Source organism: Conexibacter woesei DSM 14684, assembly GCF_000025265.1.
In the GTDB taxonomy this organism is placed as follows: domain Bacteria; phylum Actinomycetota; class Thermoleophilia; order Solirubrobacterales; family Solirubrobacteraceae; genus Conexibacter; species Conexibacter woesei.
The window spans coordinates 4,523,304-4,546,712 of sequence record NC_013739.1 but is presented as its reverse complement, the minus strand read 5'-3'; the positions used below and the strand labels follow the sequence as shown (position 1 = coordinate 4,546,712).

The window sequence follows — 23,409 nt, the reverse complement described above, 5'->3', positions numbered from 1 at the left end:
ACGCGCGGGCGGCGGCCCGGTTGGCCGGACGCGCGCGAACACCCGCAGCTGGGCGTCGCAGCGCGCCTACGCGCGCTCGGCGAGCTGGGCCAGCTCGTCGCCGAAGCGCCGTTCGATCGCTTCGTCGATCGTGCTCTGGAAGATCGCGAGCACGGCCTTGGAGGCCGTCGGGCGCAGCCGCTCGACGGTCTCGGCGATCTCGTCCCAGCGGGCGCGCGGGTAGCCGGCCTCCTGGAAGTGCTGCCAGACGCGCTCGACGAACGTGTCGAGGAAGGCGTCGGCGATCGTCTCGCACTCTCTCTGCACCAGCTCGAAGACGGGCATCACCGGCTCCAGCGGGATGCCGCGGTCGGTCAGCTCGGCAGCGGCGTCGAGCAGCGCGGGGGTCGGCAGCTCGAATCTGCCGTCGGGCAGCGCGCGCACGGCGCCCAGCTCGATCGCGCGCTGGACGAGCGCGGGCGTCAGCTGGTCGCCGAGCTGCGCGAACAGCTCCGCCGCCTCGACCGTGCGCGGCGGCTCGGCGTCGTAGGCGACGCTGACGAGCCGCTGGAACTCGCGCGCGCCGTCGCCGGATGCCGGCGTGTCGTCGAGCAGCCGCTGGATCGCGGTCAGGTTGAAGCCCTCCGCGCGCAGCTGTCTGATCCGCTCGATCCGCTCGACGTGCTCGCGGCCGTAGTAGCCGGTGCCGCCTCTGACGACCGGCGGCGGCAGCAGCCGCTGCGTGCGGTACGCGCGGATGTTGCGCGGCGTCAGCCCGGTCCGCTCCGACAGCTGCTCGATCGTCAGCTCCTCCTCGGAGCCGTGGTCGGCACGGGGGCGGCGGGCGGCGGGCATGGCCGCAAGGGTAGTGCTCATCGCGCCCCGACCGGTCGCGGCGGCGCGCCGGGGTGGCGCTCGCCGGTTCCGCCCGGCGCACCGCCGGGCCCGCCGGCGCCCGGCCCGCCGGCCCCGCCCGCGCCGGCGCCCGCGCCGGCCGCAGCGCCGCGCGCTCCCGCCGGCGCCAGCGGACCGCGCGCGATCCGCAGCAGCGCCCAGCCGATCGTCCCCAGCAGCGTCAGCACGAGCGCGAGCACCGCAGTCGCGGCGGTCGACCACAGCCATCTCGGAGTGTCCGGCTTGCGCTCGCGCTGGAGCAGCAGCGGGTCGTGCACGAGCGGCCGCTCGACCTGCGCCAGCGCCGGGACGGCCGGTGCCGGGATCGCCGCGTCGGCGGGGAAGCGGACCGCGACGCTGGCGGTCGTCGTGCCGCGCTGGAGGCGGATCATCGCCTTCGCGCTCCCACTCACCTCCAGCGGCTCGGTCGTGCGGTAGACGCCTTCGGAGACGCGCTCCAGCGGCGCGGTCACGATCCCCTCGCCGCTCTGCCAGCTGAGCCCCTGGAGGCGGTCGGCGTCCTCGGCGACGTCGCGCGGCGTGAAGCGCGCGACGACGTTCGCGGTCCCGTTGCCGGCGTCGGTCAGCGTCAGCGCGACGCGGGCACCGTCGGGCGCGTGGCTCGGCAGCAGCGAGCCGAGCACCGCGAGCGTGACCGCGACTGCGGCGGCGGGGGGCGCCCACGCCCAGCGGCCGAGGATCGCGGGGTCGCCGCTGCGGCCGAGGCAGCGGGCGACGAAGACGGCGAGCACGCCGCAGGCGATCGCGAGCGGGACTGCGCGCACCATCGCCGGCGCCACGATGTGCGCCGGCCACGACAGCGGCATCCAGACGTGCGACCAGCCGAACTCGGCGAGCACGCCGAGCGTGCCGATCAGGACCGCGGAGGCGGTCGCGAACAGATACGGCGAGCGGCCGTCGCGCAGCAGCGCGAGCGCCGCCAGCTCGACCAGCGCGCCCTCGGCGACGTAGGTCGGGAAGTGCAGCGTCAGGTCGCCGAGCACGGGGCCGACGAGGCCGGTCAGCGCGAAGTCGACGACGCCCGCGAAGACGACCGTCAGCAGCGCCGCGCCGGGGCCGCAGGCGAGCCGCACCGTGACGAGCGCGAGCGTCGCCGCCATCGCGATCAGGACGGGGTGGAAGAGCGTGCGGAACTGCGGCGCGCCGTAGCCGAACTCCTGCTGGTAGGCGAGCGTCAGGCCGGCGAGCACGATCGACGCGGCGAGCGCGCCGAGCCACGTCGGCACGGGCCGCGGCGCGCGGTCGCCCCTCAGCGCCGCCAGCCGTGCCGCCGACGCGCGGCCCTCGCGCACGAGCACGAGCGAGGAGACGTACACGAGCAGCCCGCCGGTTATCAGCACGAGGTGGGTCGGTCCCCACAGCGTCACGTCCTGCCCGAAGGCGCGGTGCCAGAAGTCGTCGAGCGGAAACGCCAGCAGCGCGGCGGAGGCGCACAGCAGCATCGCGATCCCGCCCGCGGGGACGCTCCAGCTCGGCGCGATCCGCACGCCGGAGGGGCCGACGTCGCCCTTCGGCAGCACGACCGCGAGCCAGCCGGAGGCGAGCAGCACGAGCAGCCCGCCGAAGATCATGAAGTGCGACGGGTTCGCGAACGGGCCCTCGTCGCGGCCCTTGCTCATGTGCAGCGCGACGTCCCACGCGAAGCCCGGGCCGGCGAGCAGGAAGCCGACGACGGCGACCGCGACCGGCAGCGTCGCCCAGCCGGGCAGGCCGGTCGCGCGCTCCAGCGGCGCGGCCATGCGGTTCAGCAGCGTCGAGCGGCCGGTGCGATGGCCGTGCCCGAGCAGCAGCAGGAGCACCGTCCAGCCGACCGCGATGCCGCCGCCGATCGCGATCTGGCCGGCGGTCGCGCCGCCTGCGGGCGCGGTCTCGGCTGCGGCCGTGAGCAGCATCAGAGCGTCCATCGTTCCAACCATACACCGATCTCTGTCATCAAGTGCAGTAACTCATGACAGAGATCTGTGTAGTGTGACGGTAGATGGTGTTCGACGAGGAGACGACATGAGCGACGTGGTGATCGTCGGGGCCGGCTTCGGCGGCCTCGGCACCGCGATGCGGCTGCGCCAGGAGGGGATCGACGACTTCACGCTCCTCGAGCGGGCCGGCGACGTCGGCGGCGTCTGGCGCGCGAACACGTACCCCGGCTGCGCCTGCGACGTGCCGTCGCCGCTCTACTCGTTCTCGTTCGAGCCGAACCCCGATTGGTCGCGGCTGTTCTCGCCGCAGCCGGAGATCCACGCCTACCTGCGCCGCTGCGCCGAGCGCCACGATCTGCGCCGCCACATCCGCTTCGGCTGCGAGCTGACCGCCGCGACGTGGGACGACGCGGCCCAGCGCTGGCGGCTGGACACGACGCAGGGACCGCTGACCGCGCGCGTGCTCGTCAGCGCGCTCGGCCCGCTGACCGAGCCGCAGCTGCCCGACGTCCCGGGCCTCGCCGAGTTCCCCGGCGAGCTGTTCCACTCGGCCGCCTGGGACCACACCGTCGACCTGACGGGCAAGCGCGTCGCGGTCGTCGGCACCGGCTCCTCCGCGATCCAGTTCGTCCCGCAGATCCAGCCGCGCGTCGGCTCGCTGCACCTCCTCCAGCGCACGCCCGGCTGGGTCCTCCCGCACGTCGACCGCCCGACCGGCCGCGTGCAGCGCTTCCTGCTGCGGCGCGTGCCCGCGCTCGGGCGGCTCCAGCGTGCCGCCGTCTACTGGGGGATGGAGGGCCTCGTCACGTCGCTGCTGCGGCAGGCGCCGACGCTGAGAGCGCTCGAACGGCTCGCGCGCTGGAACATCCGCCGCCACGTCGCCGACCCCGAGCTGCGGCGCAAGCTGACGCCTGACTTCCGCCTCGGCTGCAAGCGGATCCTCGCGTCCAACACGTACTACAGAGCGCTCGCGGCGCCGAACGCCGAGGTGCTGACCGGCGGCGTGCGCGAGGTGCGCGGCGCGACCGTCGTCGCCGGTGACGGCAGCGAGCGCGAGGTCGACGCGATCGTGCTCGGGACCGGCTACGGCGTGCTCGGCAACCCCGCCTACGGGCGGATCCGCGGCCGCGACGGCCGCGCGCTGAGCGAGGTCTGGCACGACGGCGCCGAGTCGTACCTCGGCACGACCGTCGCCGGCTTCCCCAACCTCTTCACGATCATCGGCCCCAACACCGGTCTCGGCGCCGGCTCGATGGTCTACGTGATCGAGGCGCAGATCGCGTACGTGCTCGACGCGCTCAGACGGATGCGCGAGCGCGGCGTCGCGTCGATCGAGGTCCGCGCCGGCGTGCAGCGGCGCTTCAACGACGAGCTGCAGCAGCGGATGCGGGGGACGGTCTGGACTGCCGGCGGCTGCGCCAGCTGGTACCTCGACTCCGACGGCTGCAACCGCACGCTGTGGCCGGGGCAGACGTATGACTTCCGCCGCCGCACGAGCCGCGTCGACATGCTCCAGTACCGGGTGCGGACAGCTTCCACTCCCGCTGTCGCCGCCGCCACTGCCTCGGCCGACGAGGCGGTGCCGTCATGAGCGCGAAGCGGCTCGAGGCGCTGGTCGGCGAGCCGCTCACGCCAGCGCTCAGACGGCACGACCCGGCGGTGCTCGGCGCGCTCGCCGAAGCGCTCGAGGCGGCGATGGCGCAGCAGCGCGCGGCGCTCGAGGACGCGGTCGACGGCGCGCATCGGGCGGTCCCGCGGCCGCTGCGCCCGCTCGTCAGGCGGATGCTGGGATGAGCGAGCGGGAGCGCGTCCGCGCAGAGCGCGAGCGGATCGAGCGGCTGCTCGGCGCCGACGGCGGCGCGCTCGCCGGCCTCGACCCGCTCGGCGCGGACGAGCTGCACGCGCTGCGCCGCCAGCTCGCGCGGGCGCTCGGCGCCCACGACGGCGACGTGCTCGACCGGCTCGTCGCGCTCGGCGAGAAGCTGCCCGGGCCGCTGGCGGCGTCGCTGGCGCAGCGGCTGCTCGGCGCGCGGCTCGGCGCTCGCGCGGTCGAGCGGATGCGCCCGCAGGCAGCGGTCGGGCTCGCCGGCCGCGTCGCGCCCGGCTTCCTCGCCGACCTCGCGGTCACGCTCGACCCCGAGCGGGTCGGGGAGGCGCTCGACGCGGTCGACCCGGCGCTGCTCGGCGACGTCGCCGAGGTGCTGGCCGAGCGCGGCGACTGGACGACGATGGGCGGCTTGCTCGACCACCTGCGCGACGACCACGTGCTCGTCGCGCACGCACGCGTCGGCGAGGAGGCGGTTGCCCGCGCGCTCGCGCGCTGCCACGACCCGGAGCGCGTCGAGCGGATCGTCGCGACGGTTGCCGGACACTCCTGCTGACGGGGGAGCCCGCGCCCCGTACACTGCTCGGGTTCCGCATGCGCGCCCTCGGGGGACGCGACGTGCGGCGGAATCGAGCACCCGTGGACTGGTACCTCGAAGGCAGCACTCCGGAGGCCGTCTCTGACCTGCGTCATGAGATCGTCGACTACCTGCGCCGACACGCGGCGCCCGAGTCCGACCTCGCGGGCGCCCAGCTCGCGATATCGGAGCTGCTGAGCAACGTCGTCCGGCACGCGCCGGGACCGGCGTGGGCGAACCTCGACTGGTCCGGCGAGCGGGCGGTGCTGGCGGTCCACGACCTCGGCAGGGGCTTCGAGCCGACGACGGAGCTGCCCGACGACCTGCTGCAGGCGGGCGGCGGACGCGGCCTCTTCATCGTCTCCAACGTCGCCGGCTGGATGGCGGTGGCGGCCAAGCGCGCGGGCGGCTCGCGCGTGATGATCGAGCTGCCGGTGACGCGCGTCGCCGAGCGCGACTTCGATCCGCCGCGGCAGCACGCCGAGGCGCTGCCGGCGCGGGAGGAGGCGGCACCCGACGGCACCTTCGGCAAGGAGTCGTTCCTGCGCGCGCTCGTCGTGCAGCTCGCGCAGGCGGTCGAGGCGAACGAGGGGCCGGACGCGGCCGCCGCCGCCGTCGCGCAGGTCGGCGCCGACGTCGGCGGCCGGATGGAGGAGGAGTTCCGCCGCGTCGAGGGGATCACGGGCGAGCTGTCGCCGATGCAGATGGCCGACCTCTACGTGCGCCTGAAGGCGGCGATCGACGGCGACTTCTACGTGATCGAGGCCGACGAGGAGCGGATCGTGCTCGGCAACCGCGCCTGCCCGTTCGGCGACGTCGTGCGGCGCGCACCCGGCCTCTGCCGCATGACGTCGAGCGTCTTCGGCGGGATCGCCGCGCGCAACAGCGGCGGCGCGTCGGTCGTGCTGGAGGAGCGGATCGCGCTCGGCGACCCCGAGTGCCGCGTCGTCGTCTGGCTGCGCGGCGCGCACGCCGGCGAGTTCCGCAGCGCGCACGACTACGGCGCGGTCTGAGCACGCGCCGCGCCTGCTACGCCGCGCCGTCCGCGCCGCGCCGGCCGCCCCGCGCCGCGCCGGCCGCCCCGCGCCGCGCCGGCCACGCCGCGCCGGCCGCCTCGCGCGCCCCTCAGCGCCCGCGCTTGAACAGGCCGGGCAGCTTCGCGATGCCGCGCGGCACGTCGCTGCGGGCGTGCTGCAGCGCCTCGTTCAGCGCGCTCGCGGCGTCCTCGTGCAGGCTCGGCCCGTGGCCGACGAGGATGCTTCTCGGTGCGTACTGGCGCAGGCTGAACGGGGGCGTGAGGCGCAGCATCGGGTGCACGCCGAGCGGGCGGCCGAGGGCGAAGTAGCCAGCGGTGCCGACCGCCTCGGGCACGACCAGCAGCTCCTGCTCCGGCCACCACAGGACGGTCTCGTGCCACCAGGGGCGGTCGATCAGGCGCTGCGGCTCCAGCGGCGTGCCGGGCAGCGCGTCCGGCCCGACGTGGAGCTGGACGCCGAGTCTGTGCGCGATCGCGGCGCCGTCGCGTCTGTGGCGGTCGAGCAGCTGCACGACGCCGGCCGGCTCGCCGAGCGCGGCCGCGCGCTCCAGCGCCGGCTCCCACGCGACCGGGTCGATCAGCCAGACGCGGCCGTCGATCGCGAGTGCGTGCGACGCCCGCTCCATCTGCTCCTCGACGACCCAGGTGAAGCCCGCGTCGAACTCGTTCGAGATCCTCGCCTCCATGCGCGATAGCTTCCCATGTCGAGCGCATGGAGCCCAACTCGCGATGACGACGATCCTGACGGGCGTCGACGACGATCCCGCCGCCCGCGACGCGGTCGTGCTCGCGCGTGCGCTGGCGGGCGAGAACGGGGCGGAGCTGCTGGCCGCCGCCGTCCAGGTCGAGCCGCGCGTCCCGCTGCCGCGGTCGCTGCGTCCCGCGGGCCCCTCGCGCGAGGAGCTGGAGCGGATCGTCGCCGCGGTCTGCGCTGACTGCGCGCCGCACGCGCGCACCGTGACGGTGAAGGAGCGCTCCGCCGCGCACGCGCTGCGTGACCTCGCCGAGCGCGAGCAGGCGCGGCTCGTCGTGCTCGGTTCCTCCCGCCACGCCCCGGACGGCGAGGCGTTCGCCGGACGGACCGTCCGGCAGGTGCTGCACGAGGCGCCGTGCGCCGTCGCGCTCGCCGCGCGCGGGCTGGCCGGCGGCGTGGCCGCCGCGCCCGCCGACGCCGCCTCGGCGCCTGGCGCGGCCGCCGCCCCCGCCGCGTCCGCGTTCACGCTGCGGCGGATCGTCGTCGGCACGGACGGATCGCCGGAGTCGGTCGCCGCGGTCGCCGCGGCGCGGGCGCTCGCGGAGACGAGCGGCGCCGCGCTGCACGTCGTCGCGGTCGCCGACGAGCAGCTCGCCGTCCGCCGCGCGCCGCTCGGCGAGGTGCTGGAGCTGGCCGAGTGGGACGAGCTGGTCGCGCGGCGCAGACAGCACGCCGAGCAGGCGCTCGCGGCCGCGCTCGACGCGGCGGGCGAGGAGGCGGGCGGAGAGGTGCTCGTCGGCGACCCGCCGGAGCAGCTGGCGGCGGCCGCGGCCGGCGCGGACCTGCTCGTCGTCGGATCGCGCCACTGGGGCGCGCGCTCGCGGGTCGTGATCGGCAGCACCTCGGAGGAGCTGCTGCGCGGCGCGCCGTGCTCGCTGCTGCTCGTCCCGCGCCCGCACGACGAAGCGGACGCGACGGCCGCGCAGGCGTGAGGAGCGGCGATCTGACCACCGTCACGGTGGTCAGATCGCCATTCCTCCCCGCGCAGCGGCGCGGCGCGGTGGCTACCGCTCCGTCACGCGCACCGTCGCGGTCGCTCTGGCGCCGTCGCCGGCGACGAGCGCCAGCGCGAGCGTCCCGCGGCCGCGGGACGCGAGCGCTCTGCGCGCTCTGGCGCCGAGCCGGAGCGTCAGCAGGGCCGATCTGCCGCCGGCGACCTCGCGCGTCAGCGCGACGCGTGCGCTCGACCTGCCGATCGCCAGCCGGCCGGTGAGCTTCAGCGTGCAGCCGCTCGTCCGCATGCACGCCACGCGCACGACCCCGACGCGGCCGTCGCCGCCGACGACGGCGATCCGCGGGAAGGTCGCGATCGCCGCGCCGGCCTGCGCGACGATCGCCGATCTCGTCGTCCGCCGCGGCAGCGAGACGAGCACGCCGGGCGCGAGCGCGGGGCCGCCGACGCCGGCCGCGTTCGCCGCGAGCACGCGGCAGCTCACGCGCGCGCCCGTGTCGGCCCGCACGAGCCGGTACGTCGCCGCGCTCGCCCCGGCGATCGGGGCGCCGTCGCGCAGCCACTGGTACGCCAACGACGTCGGCGCGCCGCTCCACCTGCCTGGCGCGCACGTCAGCGTGCCGCCGACCGTCGCGCTGCCGGTGACGCGCGGCGCGGCGGTGGGGGCCGGTGCGACCGGCGTGACGGGCCGCGCCGGCGGATCCAGCACGACGACCGGCTCTCTTCTCTCCACGGGCGGCGGCTCGACGCCCGCGCCGCTCAGCGCGACGACGGCCGGGTCGCCGCCGCCGAGCGCGTCGTAGGAGACCGTCAACGTGCCGCTCGCCGCGCCGGCGACGGCCGGGGCGAAGCGCGCGACCAGCGTGCACGTATCGCCGACCTCCAGCACCGCGCCGGCTGCGCAGCTGCCGCCGGCGACCGCGAAGCCGGCGCCCGCGACGTCGAGCGGGCCGAGCGTCAGCGGGTTTCCGCCGCTGTTGGCGATCGTGACGGTCCGCTCCGCGCCCTCCCCGAGCAGGACCGCGCCGAACGCCGCGTCGAGCGTGTCGAGCGCGATCGGCTCGTAGCCTGCGGGCGGCACGACGACGACCTCCTCGGTCACGACCGTCTCCTGCCCGGCCGAGTCGACCACCGTCGCTGCGACCTCCACGACGGCATCGATGTCGGCGTAGTCCGGCGTCCAGCCGGTCGAGAACTCGTACGGCGCGCTGGCGAGTCTGCCGAGCGGGTCGCCGTCGAACGTCACGGCGACCGATCTGACGCCGAAGTCGTCACGCGCGACGACGACCGGGTCGAGCGGCTCGCCGACCGCGATCGTGCCGCCCGACGGCTCGCCGAAGCGCGCCGTCGGCGCGTCGTCGGCGGTCGCGCCCGGCACGGCGGCGAACGGCGGCGCGACTCTGCGCACGAAGCCGAGCTGCACGCTCGCGGCGCCGCCCGCGTCGCTGCCGGAGGCGCCCTGGCAGGTCGCGCCGCTCGGCACGCCGATCACCGGACCGGTCGTGCAGCCCCAGAAGACCTCGCTCCCAGTCACGCCGAGCGAAGCGGCGGCGGGCGCGCCGTGGCGCACGGCGTCGTTCGCCGCGTTCGCGTTGAAGAGGCCGTAGCCGTTGCCCGTCAGCGAGCTGTCGGAGATGCTGAACGCCCGCTGGACCGGGTTGGCGGGGTCGGTCCCGGTCTCCGCGTCGGTCAGCAGCACGCCGGCCGAGCTGCGCAGGTCGGGCGTGTAACTGTTGCCGGCGATCACGCTGCCGCTGATCGCCCCGCGCTGGCCGGCGTGGTAGCGGACGCCGGTCTGCGGGATCAGCGCGTCGGGCCCGCTGCCCTCGACGCTGCTGTCGCGCACGTAGCCGTAGGAGACGATGCCGGAGCGCTGCAACGTCTCGGGCGCGCCGTCGGGTCCGCGCGCGTCGTCGAAGAGGACGCCGCCGGACTGGTAGCCGAAGACGCGGCTGCGCTCGATCGCGACCTCGCGTCGCGGGCCGGCCTCGGCGCCCTGCTGGCTGTTGGCGACGACGACGCCCCAGCCGTGCGGTCTGGCTGCCAGCTCGCCGGCGTCGGCGGCGCGCACAAGCGGGCCGACGACGCTGTCGCGGATCGCGCCGGAGGCGTTGAAGAACGCGACGCCGGCCTCGGCGTACGTCGTGCCGGACGTGATCGTGACGCCTGAGATGTCGACGAACATGGTGTTTCTGTCGGTCGCGTCGCGCGACTGGCGCGAGACCGTGACGACGTTGCCGCCGCCGTCGCGCAGGTACGGCGCGCTGCCGGCGAGCGTCGTCAGCGAGCTGCTCGGGCGGATCGTCACCTTCGCCGCGCCGGCGCCCTTCAACGTCAGCGGCTTGGTGATCGTCAGCCCGTTGAGGGAGCCGGGCTGCGACGGCGAGCCGGCGCCGGAGGCCGGCGTCGACTGCTCCTCGTAGGTGCCGTCGCAGATGACGAGGGTGTCCCAGGGTGCGGCCTGGTCGACCGCCGCCTGGATCGAGCCGAACGCGGCGTTCGGGCACTGGATTCTGTCGTCGTCGACTGTCCAGGTCGAGGCCGGCGCGGCGACCGGAGCGAATGCGGAGAGCGCCGTGCAGGCGACCCCGATGCGCACCGCGCGGCGGAGAGATCGTGGAGTCAAGGGGTACCTCGTATGGGTTCGTCGGGAGGCCACCCGAGCACGCGACGGTCGCGCAGGGGAGGGGTGGCACGGTCCTCGACGCCCCGGAAACGGCGCCGCTCGCCGGCCGGCTGAGGGCCCGTCCAACATAGTGGACGATTCGTGCAGAGTTGCTTATCCCTCGGGACCGTCATTCACCGTGACGGTTTGGCCTCAGGGCTAGGTGACGATTCAACGAGCGCGCATACGATCCGACAGCCGGTGAGAACCGAGGCGCGGACCGGGCATCGAGGGCTGCACGTCCGCGTGGAGGGTCGACCGCACGAGCAAGGACGCCGATCCCGCAGCGGAAAGCGAGCGGCTCCCGCTCTCCCATCACGCAGTGACAAACCGATCTCACGGAGACCTGGTGACACACGCCCTTTCCCCACCGCGCGCGCTTGCGGCGCTGGTGCTCACGATCCTCTCGGTCCTCGCCCTCGCCCTCGCAGCCGCCGCGGCGACCGCCGCGCCGCCGGACCCGATGGTCCGCGGTCCGCACGCCGTTACGACGCTCGACCCGTTCCGCGCCGGCACCGTCGACCTGCAGGAGCCCAGCTCGACGGGTGGCGCGCCGACCGGCAGCGCCGCCGCCGTGACGCTGCAGCTGCGCGGCTCGCTCTACTACCCGAGCGACCGCGCGGCGCCGTCGCCGGTGCTCGTGCTCGTCCACGGCAACCACGCGCAGTGCGACAGCGGCAGCTCGCCGTTCTGCACCGCCTTCAAACGCAACGACCGCGGCTACGCCTACCTCGGCGAGAACCTCGCCAGCCACGGCTACACGGTCGTCTCGCTCGACCAAGACCAGCTGATGGCGTTCCAGGACGGCCAGACCGCCGGGATGCACCAGCGCCGCCTGCTGATCGCCGCGACGCTCGACATGCTGACGAAGGCCAACCGCGAGCCGCTGCCGGACGGGATCAACTCGAACCTCGGCGACCGTCTCGTCGGGAAGCTCGACATGACGAGAATCGGCCTGATGGGCCACTCGCGCGGCGGCGACGCCGTCACCAGCTTTGTCAACTGGAACCGCACCCGCCCGGCGCCGGGCAGACGCTACAACCTGCGCGGCGTGATCGCGCTCGCGCCCGTCGACTACGAGCGCAGCACGCCGTGGGGCGTTCCGCACCTGTCGATCGAGCCGCTGTGCGACGGCGACGTCTCCAACCTCCAGGGCGCGCGCTTCTTCGAGCGCGGCCAGTACGCGCTTCCCGGCGACCCGTTCCCGCGCATCCAGCAGTCGGTCCTCGGCGGGAACCACAACTGGTTCAACTCGGTGTGGTTCGCGGACGGGGACGACGCCGGCACGGCTGATCCCGCCTGCGGCCCGGCCAACCCGACCAGCGTGCGGCTCAGCGGCGGGCTCTACGACAGAACGACCCGCGGCTCCGGCGATCCGGCGCTGATGGGCGACCAGGAGCTGATCGGCCTCGCGACCATGTCGTCGTTCTTCCGCCGCTACGTCGGCGGCGAGGCCGCCTTCGACCCGTACGTGACGGGCGAGCTGAGCGCCGAGGGCGACGGCAGGCAGATCCCGGCCGCGGCCTGCCCGGTGAGCACGAGCGGCACGCGCATCCCGTGTGCCGAGCGCGTGCTGACGAGCTACTTCCCGGGTGGGGAGGAACGGCGTGACGTGATCACCCCCGACCCCGGTGCGCCGCTGACGGTCAGCGCGCTCGGCACGGCGCTGACCGCGAGCGGCTTCAGCAGCCCGTACACGGCCGACGGCGGCGTGCAGCCCGTGCCGGCGACGACCGCGTCCGGCCTCGACTGGTGCAACCCCGAGCCCGACCACTTCGCGCCGGTGAACCTCGGCGCCGTGACCGGCACGCTGCCGACCGCGAAGAAGGGCTGCCCGCTGCCCGGCGTCACCGCGCTCGGAGGCCAGAACAGCTCGGGTGCGTTGAGAGCCACGCGCGAGAACGCTCCCGTCAACCGCTCCTACGGCTTGCAGATCGCCGCCGCGTGGGAGGGGCCCGCGTCGCTCGCGACGCGGATCCCGGCGGCAAGCGGCGACGTCAGCGGCTTCAAGGCGCTCGCGCTCGGCGCCGCGGTGAACTTCTTCGATCCGCGCAATCCCGCGCGCACGGGGGACGCGCTCTGGAACGCGAGCGCGACGACGCAGGACTTCGCGATCGCGGTGACCGACGCGGCCGGGAACGAGGGCGTCGTCGCCGCCGGCGACCATCGCTACGGCAACGCGCTGCACCAGACGACCGGCGACATCACGCCGCGCGTCCACATCATCCTCAACCAGATCCGCGTCCCGCTGAGCGACTTCGCCGCGCAGGGCGTCGACCTGACGAAGCTGCGCAGACTGGAGCTGCGCTTCGGCGAGGCCGGCAAGCCGGCGAGCGGCTCGATCGAGCTGGCCGACGTGCGCCTCCAGGAGCCGGTCGGCGGCTCGCGCGTGCTCGCCGACGGGCCGGCGGCGGCCGGCGCGGGCGGTCCGGCTGGCGCGGCCGGCCCGCAGCCGATCGACCTGATCGACGCGAGCCCGCGCACGACGGTCGCCGAGGCCGGGCAGGTGCTCGGGCTGAGCGTCGCGGCGGCGGCCGCACCGGCCGCGGCCGCTCCGGCGGCTCCGGCCGCGGCCGGACCGGCCGCACCGGCCGCCCCTCCCGGAGGCGGCGCCGCGCGCGCGACGTGCGCCGACACGACCGCGCCGACGGCGCGGGTGCTCGCGGCGGGCGCGCGCCTCGTGCGCGGCGTCGCGACCGACCGCGGCTGCGCGGGAACAGGCGGCAGGCAGGCGGTCACCGGCACGGTCGCCGCCGTCCAGGTGACGGTGGCGAAGGCCGTCGGCGAGGGTCGCTGGCGCTACCTGACGCCGCGCGGCACGCTGACCAGGCCGCTCGCCGCGGCGGCCGCGCGCTCGCTCGTCGCGCGCGGCACCTCTCGTTGGTCGGTGCGGCTCGGCGCGAAGCTGCCGGCGGGCACGTACCGCCTGTCGGTCCGCGCGGTCGACGCACGCGGCAACGCCCGCACGGCGGTGAGAGGGGTGACGCTGACGGTCCGCTGAGCCGCAGCGTGGCGCTGCGGCCCAGCGCCGCCGCGCCACGCCACCGATTCGCCACGAGCCGTTCACCGCACCTTCACCAGCGAGCGCGCGCCGCGGGGCAAGGTCCATCGCATGGATCCCTCGACGTCTCCCACGTCCATCGCTCCGACACGGCGCACGTTCATCCGCGGCATCGCGGCCGCCGGCGCTTCGACGGCGGCGGCCGCGTCACTCGGCAAGGCCGGCCTGCTCGCGCCCGCGACAGCGCACGCGCACCCGCAGCACTCGCCGAACGACTTCTCCGACTTCCGCGCGCTCGCGCCCTCCTCCGCCGACCTGTTCGAGGTGCCCGAGGGCTATCGCGCCGACGTGCTGATCGGCTGGGGCGACCCGTTCGCCGACGACGACGGCGCGACGCTGCGCTACGGCTTCAACAACGACTTCCTCGCCTACTTCCCGCTGCGCGGCGACGACGAGGGCCTGATCTTCGTCAACCACGAGTACCCCGCGCCGTTCTTCCAGCACGGCAACGTCGACGGTGCGAGAAAGACGCTCGAGCAGGTCCGCATCGAGCAGGAGTCGGTCGGCAACTCGATCGTCCACATCAAGCGCGGACGCGACGACGTCTGGCAGGTCGTCTCGCCCTCGTCGTACAACCGCCGCGTCACCGCGCACACGACGCCGCTGACGTTCACCGGGCCGCTGGCGGCGAACTCCGCCTATCCCGGCATCGGCACCGTCGCGCCCGGCTCGCTCGCCAACTGCTCGGGCGGGATCACGCCGTGGGGCACCGCGCTCTCGTGCGAGGAGAACTACCAGGACTACGGCACGACCGGCGGCTACGGCTGGGTCAGACCGCTGCTCGACACCGACGACTACGTCAACGGCGACGGTTCCAGCGCGGCGAGACCGGCGAAGTTCGGCTGGGTCTGCGAGCACGACCCTTACGACCCGAGCTTCACCGGCGCCAAGCACACCGCGCTCGGCCGCTTCCGCCACGAGAACACCGCCTTCCGCGCGCGGCCGAACAAGCCGTTCGTGCTCTACATGGGCGACGATCGCAACGACGGCGCCGTCTACAAGTTCGTCTCCGAGCTGCCGTACCGCCCCGGCCGCCGCTCGGAGAACCTGCGGATCCTCGCGAGCGGGAAGCTCTACGTCGCGCGCTGGGAGCCGGACGGCCGTCGCAGATTCGACGCGGCCGGCACGCTCCTGACCGCGACCGAGGGCACCGGCTGGTGGCGTGAGGTGACCGAGGACGAGCTGGTCGACACGCATGTGCGGATCGCGAGCAACGTCGGCGCCGCGGAGTGGACGGCGCACTACGCGACCAACCGCCCGGAGGACGTCGAGGTCGGTGAGGACGGCAGCGTCTGGATCGCGCTGACGAACAACTCGGGCGTGAATGACGTGCACGGCTCCATCCGCCGCTTCGTCGAGCACCAGAACGACGCGACCGCGGTCGGCGAGGGTGCGCCGTTCGAGTGGGAGGACTACGCGGCCGGCGGCCGGCACGACGGTGCCGGGACGGGGGAGGAGGGCTTCTCCTCGCCCGACAATCTCGTCTTCGACAAGGCCGGCAACCTCTGGATCGTCACCGACATCTCGTCGGGCACGCTCAACGATCCCACGAGACCGCAGGCGTTCCACGCCAACAACGCCGTCTTCATGATCCCCGCGGGTCAGGAGGCGGGCGCGGCGACGGCGTACCGCTTCGCGAACATGCCGGTCCAGTCGGAGGGCACTGGCCCGTACTTCACGCCTGACGAGCAGACGCTGTTCGTCAACGTCCAGCACCCGGGCGAGAACTCCTCCGGCGACCCGAGCAGCACCGCCTCGTACTCGTCGTACTGGCCGAAGGGCAGCAAGACCACGGAGCGCAACCCGACGAAGCCGATCCCCGCGACGGTCGCGATCACGAAGGTGCGGCGCGGCGGCGCCCCGGGCTCGCGCATCGTGCCCGCGCCGCCGCTCCCGCCGCGCGACACCACTCCGCCGCAGCTGACGCTCGACGTGCGCGAGCGCATCTCGCTCGACTCGTTCCTGCACAGCGGGCTGACGGTGCGGCTGCACGTCGACGAGGCGGCGACGCTCGACGTGCGCCTGCGCGCGACGATCCGCGGCGGCCGGCGGCGCGGCTGGCGCTGGGGCTGGGGCGAGCGCCGCATCGAGGTCGACACCGCACGCGCCCGCACCGACGCCGCCGGCGGCGTGATCGTGACGCTGCGCGCGCGGGGGCGGGAGCGCCTGCTGCTGCGCCTCGCACGTCGCGCTGACGCTCAGCTCGACGTGCAGGCGGCGGACCGCGCCAGAAACGTGACGACGAGGGGCGCGCGGATCGTGCTGACCTGAGCCTGAGCCGGCTCGTCGAAGACTCCCGCAGAGGGGGAAGCTCCGCGGGGGGGAACGCGGAGTCGCGGGAACCGGGGCCTCGCCGCACGTGCCGCGGCGAGGCCCCGAACTCGTTCGGCGGCGGGTTCGGCGCGGTGGCTCGCGCTCGCGCGACACACAGAAAACTGGTTAGGATCGGTCGGCGGGCGGGCAACTGGGGCACCGCCCACGATCAAGGGGAGAGAGATGCGACAGCGTGCTGTTGCAATGCGCGCGGCGTTCGCCGCGCTGGTGGTCGTCGGCGCCGTCGGGGTGTCGGCGGGAGCCGCGCAGGCCGACGGGCCTGGAGTCGGGACGCCGTGGGTCGCCACGCTCGGCGACTCCTACATCTCGGGCGAGGCCGGCCGTTGGGCCGGCAACACGAACGGCAGCTCCGCCAACCATGACGCGGGCGGAGCGAGAACGTATTTCGACAATGCGACGAGAACGGCGGAGGCGATCGTCCGCTGCCATCGCTCGACGGCGGCCGAGGCGCACATCGGCGGTGGCGTGAACTCCGTCAACCTCGCGTGCTCGGGCGCGCGCACGGCGACGTTCACCGACTCCGACGGCAACTTCAAGCCGGGGCTCGACTTCTACAACAGCGGTGGGAACGAGGGGCAGGCGCTGCGGCTGCAGAGATTTGCGGCGGCCAACAACGTGAAGCTCGTCGCGATCTCGATCGGCGGCAACAACTTCAACTTCGCTTCGATCATCCAGACGTGCCTGACCGACTGGCTGACGTCGCCGTGGTGGGCACAGAATCACTGCAACGACGACGCGTCGGTGACGGCCAACTTCACGCCCGCGAACGTGACGGCGCAGACGACCGCGATCAGAACCGCGATCCTCAACGTGCGGAGCGCTATGTCGACCGCCGGCTACGCCGACGGCGACTACCGGATCGTCGTGCAGGACTACGAGTCGCCGGTACCGAACGGTGCGGGCTTCCGTTACGGCGAGTCGGGCCTCACGCGCCAGAACACCGGTGGCTGCGGCATGTGGAACGCGGACGCGAACTGGGCGAACGCGACCGCGCTGCCGACGATCTCGGCCGCGGTCCACAACGCCGCGACGGGGACCGGGCTGACGAACGTGCTGCACATGTACCTCAGCAGAGCGTTCGACGGCCGGCGGCTGTGCGAGAACACGGTCGGGCTGTTGGAGGAAAGAGGACTCGCGAACTGGAGAGCTGCCGGCGCGGTCGACAACACCGAGTGGGTCAACGCGATACGCACACTCACGACGATCGGGTCGGACTACTACATCCAGGAGTCGCTGCACCCGAACTGGTGGGGCCAGCTCGCACTGCGCAACTGCCTGCGGCAGGCGTACAACGCGGGCGCCCCGAGAGGCGGCACCTGCACCCGCGGCGCGAACGGGTTGACCGGCGCCGGAGAGCCGGTGATGACGCTGAGATAGCCGCGCGCGGCTTGGAGGTTGTCCTGGATTGCTGTCGCTATGCGACCACAAGCCAGGACGACCTCGGCGCCGGCTCAGAGCGTCAGCGGATCAGGACTGGCGTGCCGATCGGGGTGAGGCGCCACAGCCGCGCCATCTCGGCGTTGCGGATGCGGACGCAGCCGTGCGACGGCCGGCCCGGGATCAGCTCCGGCTGATCGGTGCCGTGGAGCCCGACGACGCCGCCGGCCGGCCACTCGGTCAGCGTCGGGGCGTAGGCCGACGTGCCGAGCGCGTGGGTGCCGTAGACCGGCTGCGCGGCGAAGCGCAGCTTCTCGCGGATCCAGTAGCGGCCGGCGGGCGTCGGCGTCGCGGCGGCACCGATGCCGATCCGGACGGTCAGCACGGTGCGACCCGCGCGGCGCAGCGTCGCGCGCAGCGTGCGGCGGTCGACGACCAGCTGCGTCGCGACGCGGTGCAGCGGCCCGAGCGCGTCCCGCGGCAGCCAGCCGGTGCGCCCGTTCGGCCGGTCGGGCACGCGGATCCGGACCCAGCGGCGCCCGTCCGCGGCGCGCCGCTCGACGAGCGCGAGGTAGACGTTCGGCCGCCCGACCTCCGTCAGCAGCTCGGTCCGCGCGACGGCCGCGGCGTCCACCGCCGGCCGCTCCCGGATCGTCGCCACCCGCGCCGGATACGCCCACCGCGACGAGACCCGCTCGTCGGAGAGGATGCGATCGCCCGCTCCCGCCGCTGCGCCCGCGCCCGTCCCGCCCGCGCCGGTCCCGGCCGCGCCCGCTCCGGCCACACTCGTCCACGCGCCGGCCGCTCCCGCTCCCGCCGTGCCCGCTCCGGCCGCTCCCGCTCCGGCCGCTCCGGCGCCGGCCCCACTCGTCCACGCGCCGGCCGCTCCCGCTCCCGCCGTGCCGGCTCCGGCCGTACCGGCCACGCTCGCGCCAGCCGCTCCGGCCGCTCCCACTCCGGCCACCGCGACCGCCACTACCGCGACCGTCAGAGCGGTGGCGAGGCGCAGGGCGCGATGGCGGAGGTGGCGCACGGCCGTCACGTTAGGGCACCGGCGGTTGCACAGAGGTTGCACCGTGACCGCGTCCGCAATGTCCTTGCAATGCCGGTGCAACGTGGGCGGGGCAAGCTGGCGCGTCCGCGTGTGACGCTTGTCGCGATCTGCGTCGCCGCGGGTCCCACGCACGCGCCGCCAAACCGACCGGAGTCATGCGCATGGAAGCCAGAGCCCCCGCGTCCACCCGCCGCCGCACGCTCGCCTCGACGGCGTCGATCATCGCGCTCGGCGGCGCCCTGCTTGCGTTCACGGGCGAGGCGGCCGCGGACGTCGACGCACTCGCGCCGTTGCAGCCGACGCTCGGTTTCACGGTCTTCGTGGAGAGAGACGCGCGGGTCGTCAGCAACGAGAACGACGGGTCGCTCGCGCTCGGCGGCGATCTGTCGATCCCTCAGGAAGCGAACTACAACGTCGGCAACAACAACGACGGTCGCTGGACAGCGCAAGGCGAGGCCCGGCCAACGGCCCTCTACGTCGGCGGCAGCGTCGCGTTCGGCGGCGGCACGGTCAAGGTGCTGCACGGCAACTACGCCCACATCGTGAACGGGACCGGCGCTCGCGTTATGCCGAACGGAGGCATCACGCACGTGCGGCCGTCGAACGAGGGCTTCGGCAGCATCGACATCCACACCGAGCAGCCGGCCGCTTCGGTCCTCGGCCCGGTCGCGAACTCGATCGACTTCAGAGGCGCCTTCGCGACGATGCGCAGAAGCTCGGTCGCGATCGGCAGATGCGAGGCGAACATCGAGACGAGGAACGCGAACGGCGCGCTGACCGACTGGAGTGGCGACAACCTCAACGTCTTCCTGCGCGTCACCGCCGGGAGCACGAGGGTGCTGAACCTGACGAGCGCGCAGCTGAGAAAGATCCAGACGATCACGTTCGTGGAAGGGATGCCGGCGGACGCCTCGTTGCTGATCAACGTCACCGACTGGACGACCGGCGAGTGGCAGGCGCCCAACTACTCCGGCATCGGCTTCGATCAGGCGAGCCGCATCATGATCAACTTCCCGGTCGCGACCGAGCTGACGTTGACGCCGAACAGCGCCAGCGTCGAGGGCACGATCTTCGCCCCGCACGCGAACGTCACGATCGACTCGCGCAGCAACGTCGAGGGCGCGGTCGTCGTCGGCCAGCTGGCGCACATCGGCGGCGGTGAGATCCACGACGCTCCCTTCGTGCCGAAGATCTCGTGCATCTCGCCGGAGGAGCCGAGAACGCCGGAGGAGCCGAGAACGCCGGAGGAGCCGAGAACCCCCGAGCAGCCGAGAACCCCGGAGCAGCCGAGAGCGCCCGAGCAGCCGAGAACGGCCGACACGCCGCCAGCCGCGTCCCCGCCGGCGAGCGAGTCGAGAACGCCGACCGGAAGAGGCGGCGTCAAGGGCGTCACCGGGAGCGGCGGCAGACGCCCGAAGGCCGCGGCGCGCATCGCCGGCACGGTCGGCTGCGTCAAGGACGCGGCGCAGGCGAGAGTGTCGGGCAGACAGATCCGCTCGGTCGCGTTCCTGCTCAACGGCAGAGCGCTGAAGACGGTCCGGGTCGGCGGCAGGCAGGTCGCGGCACTGCGCATCCCGGCGGCGCGGCTCGTGACCGGATCCAACACGCTGACGGCGCGTGTCGCGTTCACGCGCGCGAGCGGAGCGAGGGCGAAGACGCTGCGGCTCAGCTTCGTCCGCTGCGCGAGCGGCGCGGTCGAGCCGGCCTACACCGGCTGATCACTCCGGGCGCCGCTCCGCCGCAGCGATGTGGCGAAGCGAGCGTTCGTGCGTCAAAGTACGGGCCGTGCTGACGGAGGTCGCTCTGTGCGGCGAGGTGCGGGCGCGAACGCTCCTCGCCCCGCTGCCGAACGGATTGGCGACGCAGCTGTTCGCGTACCTCGTCCTGCACCGGCATCGTCCGGTGCGCCACGCCGCGCTCGTCGACGCGCTGTGGGTCACGTCGCGTCCGCGCGAGCCGCGCGCCGTGGTGAGCAGCCTGCTCTCGCGGCTGCGCCGCTCGCTCGGAGCCGATGCGCTGCCCGTCGGGGCAGCCGTGCGGCTCGTGCTGCCGGCGGACGCGACCGTCGACGTCGAGGTGGGGGCGGCCGCGCTCGCCGCCGCGCGCGCTGCGCTCGACCGCGGCGAGGCGGAAGCGGCGTGGGAGCACGCCGGGCGGGCACGCGAGATCGCCGGCCGCGGCCTGCTCGTCGACTTCGACGCGCGCTGGATCGACCCGTGGCGGACCGACGTCGAGGCGACGCACCTCGACGCGCTGGAGCTGTTCGCGCGTGCGGGGGCCGAGCTGGGCGGCGATCGCGCACGGGAGGGCGAGCGCGCCGCACGTCACGCGATCGCTCGTGCGCCGCTGCGCGAGTCGGCCCACCTCGCGCTGATGGAGACGCTCGCCGCGCTCGACGAAGGCGCCGCCGCGCTGCGCGTCTACGAGGAGCTGCGCGGCCGCCTCGACACCGAGCTGGGCGCGATCCCGTCGCCGTCGGTGCGCGAGCTGCACCAGCGGCTGCTGCAAGGGGAGGATCCGCCGGCGGGGGATGCGCCCCGAACCGCGCCGCCCGCCGGCTCGGTCCACGCGCTGCCCGCCGGCGCCGCCCGCACCCCCGCCGCCGGCGCCGCCCACGCGCCCGCCGCCGGCGCCGCCCACGCGCCCGCCGCCGGCACCGCCGACACGCCCGCCACCGGCGCCGCCCACGCGCCCGCCGCCGGCGCCGCCGACATGCCCGCCACCGGCGCCGCCCACGCGCCGCCCGCTGGCCCGGCCCACACGTCGCCCACCGCCACCGCCGCTGCCCACGCGTCAGCCGCGAGCGCCGCGCTTGCGGCCCGGCTCGACGTGCTCGGTCCGCGCGCGACGGCGCTCGTCCAGCGGGCGGCGGCGCTCGGCGAGGTCGCCGCGATCGAGCTGCTCGTGCGGCTGGACGACGGCGATCGGGCGGACGCGCTCGCGCAGCTCCAGCGAGCGTTCGACGACGGGCTGCTCGCACCCGTCTCGTCGTGGCTGGGGCCCGCCGTCACGTTCCCGTACGCGCCCGACGCCGAGGCGGTGCTGGCCAGCATTGGCGTCACCGCGCGGGCGCAGATCGCCGCTGACGGCGCGGAGCTGCTGGAGCGGATCGACGGCGATCGCGTCGCGATCGCGCGGCTCGCCCTGCGGGGCGTTCCGGCGATCGGCCGCGACGACGCCGTGCGACGCGCCCGCGAGGGCGTCGCGCTGCTGCTGCGCGGCCGCGCCTTCGCGCAGGCGGCCGAGCTGGCGGAGCGCGCGCTGGCGGTTGGCCCGGCGCGCCGCGATCGGGTCGGGCTGCTGCTCGATCTCGGCCGCGCGCTGCGCCGCGACGATCCCGATCGCGCCTGGCGCGCGGCGGCCTCCGCCTACGAGGCCGCGTGCGAGCGGGCGGATCCGCAGCTCGTCGCCCGCGCCGCGCTCGCCACAGGCGGAACCGCCGGCGCCGGTCGCGCGACCCACTCCGACGGCGGCCTCGCCCGCCGCCTCCGCGACGCCCTCACCCGCCTCCCCGCCGCCGCGCCGCCGCCCGCCGCCGCGCCGCCGCCCGCCGCCGCCCCGCCGCCCGCCGCCGCCCCGCCGCCCGCCGCCGCGCCGCCGCCCGCCGCCGCGCCGCCGCCCGCCGCCGCCCCGCCGCCCGCCGCCGCCCCGCCGCCCGCCGCGGCCCCGTCCGCCCCAGCGCCGCCGCAAACGCCCGCGACCCCGCCGACCCTCGCGACGCCGCCGCCGCCCGCAACGCCGCCAGCGCCTGCCGCGCCGCCCGCCGCAACCCCGCCAACCCCCGCCGCTCTGCTCCGCGCGCAGCTGCTCGCGCGCCTCGCGATCGACCGCTCGTGGAGCGACCCGCAGGAGGCGGAGCGGCTCGCGGACGAGGCCGCGCGCACCGCCGAGGCCGCGCGCACCGCAGCCGACGCCGCGGACCCAGGCGCGCCCGCACCCAGCGACCTCCCGCTCCGCATCCACGCTCGCATCCAGCTCGCCCTGATCGACGCCCGTCGCGAGCCGGAGCGGGCCGAGCTGCGGCTCGAGCGGGCCGACGCGCTCGCCGCGCGGGCGCGCGCCGAGGGCGACCGCGCGGTCGAGGTCGCCGCGCTCCTTCAGGCGCTGCCGCTGCTCGGCGAGCTGGGCCGGGCAGCGGCGACCGGCGCCGCCGCCCGCCGGCTGGAGGAGCTGGCGACCGCGCTCGGGGACTGTCGCACGCTCCACATCGCCGGCGACGTGCGCCTGACCGCCGGGCTGCTCGCGGGCGAGGACGCGGGCGCCGACGAACACGCAGCGCATGGGTGGCGCCGGATCCGCGCGCGGCTCGCGCGCGGCACCGTCGCCGCCGCGCTCGGCGAGGCGGACGACCTCGTGCGCCTGCAGCCGTCGCTCGACGCGCCGCGCACGCTCGCGCTGCTCGCGCGGCTGCTCGCCGGCGACCGAGACGAGGCACGGCGCCGTCTCAGCCGTTGGCGGCCGGACGAGCTGGCGGACCTCGGCCGCGCCGAGGGCTCGCAGCTGCACGTCCGCACGGCGCTCGCGTTCGTCGCCGCTCGCCTCGGTGACCATGAGCGCGCCGCCGCCCTGCACGACCTGCTCGTGCCGTTCGCCGACCGTCACGCTGTCGCGCCGTGCTCGATCTACCTTGCGCCGGTCTCGCGCGCGCTCGGCGAGCTGGCCGGCGCGCTCGGCCGTCCGGGGGAGGCGCGCGAGCGCTTCCGTGCCGCGATCGCCGCTGCGGAGGCGATCGGCGCGCCGGCGGTCGCCGACGCGATCCGGCGCGAGCTGGACGTCTACGCTCAGCCTGCGCGCGATCGCATCTAGCCCGCTCCGGGCCGCAAGATCGCACATGTCTTGGCGCGCTGGCGCTCAGGTGAGGCGTCCCCGGTCGATAACGAGGGATGATCTTTTGCCATCCGGCCAACGACCCCTTGACGGGGCATGGACAATCTTAGGTACAGCCAACTGATCGTAGTTCAGTC

Annotated in this window: 15 protein-coding genes; 10 read left to right on the top strand and 5 right to left on the bottom strand. The window is 75.0% G+C overall.

Going from position 1 to position 23,409, the window contains the following annotated elements; translation table 11 throughout:
* Positions 1-66: 66 nt before the first annotated feature.
* Positions 67-834, bottom strand: a complete 768-nt coding sequence (locus tag CWOE_RS21435) for a MerR family transcriptional regulator (RefSeq protein WP_041730783.1) — start codon at positions 832-834, stop codon at positions 67-69.
* Positions 835-851: 17 nt separating this feature from the next.
* Positions 852-2,798, bottom strand: a complete 1,947-nt coding sequence (locus CWOE_RS33595) for a hypothetical protein (RefSeq protein ID WP_160165549.1) — start codon at positions 2,796-2,798, stop codon at positions 852-854.
* Positions 2,799-2,895: 97 nt separating this feature from the next.
* Between CWOE_RS33595 and CWOE_RS21425 the strand changes: the two genes are divergently transcribed.
* From CWOE_RS21425 to CWOE_RS31200, 4 genes are all read left to right on the top strand, one after another.
* Positions 2,896-4,401: a flavin-containing monooxygenase gene (locus CWOE_RS21425; RefSeq protein ID WP_041730780.1), complete on the top strand. Its 1,506-nt coding sequence runs from the start codon at positions 2,896-2,898 to the stop codon at positions 4,399-4,401.
* The gene (locus tag CWOE_RS21420) at positions 4,398-4,604 is read left to right on the top strand and encodes a hypothetical protein (RefSeq protein ID WP_012935733.1); all 207 of its coding nucleotides are present in this window, start codon (positions 4,398-4,400) and stop codon (positions 4,602-4,604) included. Before CWOE_RS21425 ends, CWOE_RS21420 begins: the two co-directional genes overlap by 4 nt.
* Positions 4,601-5,191 carry a hypothetical protein gene (locus CWOE_RS21415; RefSeq protein WP_012935732.1) on the top strand — a complete coding sequence of 197 codons (591 nt, stop codon included), beginning with the start codon at positions 4,601-4,603 and terminating at the stop codon, positions 5,189-5,191. Before CWOE_RS21420 ends, CWOE_RS21415 begins: the two co-directional genes overlap by 4 nt.
* An 83-nt stretch (positions 5,192-5,274) precedes the next feature.
* Positions 5,275-6,225 carry a methanogen output domain 1-containing protein gene (locus CWOE_RS31200; RefSeq protein ID WP_049793358.1) on the top strand — a complete coding sequence of 317 codons (951 nt, stop codon included), beginning with the start codon at positions 5,275-5,277 and terminating at the stop codon, positions 6,223-6,225.
* A gap of 112 nt (positions 6,226-6,337) precedes the next feature.
* On the opposite strand, the gene CWOE_RS21405 is transcribed toward CWOE_RS31200, so the two are convergent.
* Positions 6,338-6,934: a hypothetical protein gene (locus tag CWOE_RS21405; protein WP_012935730.1), complete on the bottom strand. Its 597-nt coding sequence runs from the start codon at positions 6,932-6,934 to the stop codon at positions 6,338-6,340.
* Between the two features lie 43 nt (positions 6,935-6,977).
* On the opposite strand from CWOE_RS21405, the gene CWOE_RS21400 reads away from it, so the two are divergent.
* The gene (locus CWOE_RS21400; protein WP_012935729.1) at positions 6,978-7,934 is read left to right on the top strand and encodes a universal stress protein; all 957 of its coding nucleotides are present in this window, start codon (positions 6,978-6,980) and stop codon (positions 7,932-7,934) included.
* Between the two features lie 72 nt (positions 7,935-8,006).
* Here CWOE_RS21400 and CWOE_RS31195 read toward each other — a convergent pair whose 3' ends face one another.
* Positions 8,007-10,580, bottom strand: a complete 2,574-nt coding sequence (locus tag CWOE_RS31195) for a choice-of-anchor D domain-containing protein (RefSeq protein WP_160165548.1) — start codon at positions 10,578-10,580, stop codon at positions 8,007-8,009.
* Between the two features lie 388 nt (positions 10,581-10,968).
* On the opposite strand from CWOE_RS31195, the gene CWOE_RS21390 reads away from it, so the two are divergent.
* The 3 genes from CWOE_RS21390 (at position 10,969) to CWOE_RS21380 (ending at position 17,391) form a co-directional block, all read left to right on the top strand.
* On the top strand, positions 10,969-13,620 hold the full coding sequence (locus CWOE_RS21390; RefSeq protein WP_012935727.1) for an alpha/beta hydrolase: 2,652 nt from the start codon (positions 10,969-10,971) through the stop codon (positions 13,618-13,620).
* A gap of 111 nt (positions 13,621-13,731) precedes the next feature.
* The gene (locus CWOE_RS21385) at positions 13,732-15,951 is read left to right on the top strand and encodes a PhoX family protein (RefSeq protein ID WP_012935726.1); all 2,220 of its coding nucleotides are present in this window, start codon (positions 13,732-13,734) and stop codon (positions 15,949-15,951) included.
* Between the two features lie 246 nt (positions 15,952-16,197).
* Positions 16,198-17,391 (top strand): SGNH/GDSL hydrolase family protein, encoded by a 1,194-nt coding sequence (locus CWOE_RS21380; protein ID WP_012935725.1) that lies wholly within the window; start codon positions 16,198-16,200, stop codon positions 17,389-17,391.
* A gap of 82 nt (positions 17,392-17,473) precedes the next feature.
* Here CWOE_RS21380 and CWOE_RS21375 read toward each other — a convergent pair whose 3' ends face one another.
* Positions 17,474-18,316 carry a L,D-transpeptidase gene (locus CWOE_RS21375; RefSeq protein ID WP_081425456.1) on the bottom strand — a complete coding sequence of 281 codons (843 nt, stop codon included), beginning with the start codon at positions 18,314-18,316 and terminating at the stop codon, positions 17,474-17,476.
* A 290-nt stretch (positions 18,317-18,606) separates the two neighbouring features.
* On the opposite strand from CWOE_RS21375, the gene CWOE_RS31190 reads away from it, so the two are divergent.
* Together CWOE_RS31190 and CWOE_RS34370 are read left to right on the top strand one after the other, a co-directional pair.
* The gene (locus CWOE_RS31190) at positions 18,607-20,163 is read left to right on the top strand and encodes a choice-of-anchor A family protein (RefSeq protein ID WP_012935723.1); all 1,557 of its coding nucleotides are present in this window, start codon (positions 18,607-18,609) and stop codon (positions 20,161-20,163) included.
* Positions 20,164-20,230: 67 nt separating this feature from the next.
* Positions 20,231-23,251 (top strand): BTAD domain-containing putative transcriptional regulator, encoded by a 3,021-nt coding sequence (locus tag CWOE_RS34370; RefSeq protein WP_049793357.1) that lies wholly within the window; start codon positions 20,231-20,233, stop codon positions 23,249-23,251.
* Positions 23,252-23,409 lie beyond the last annotated feature (158 nt).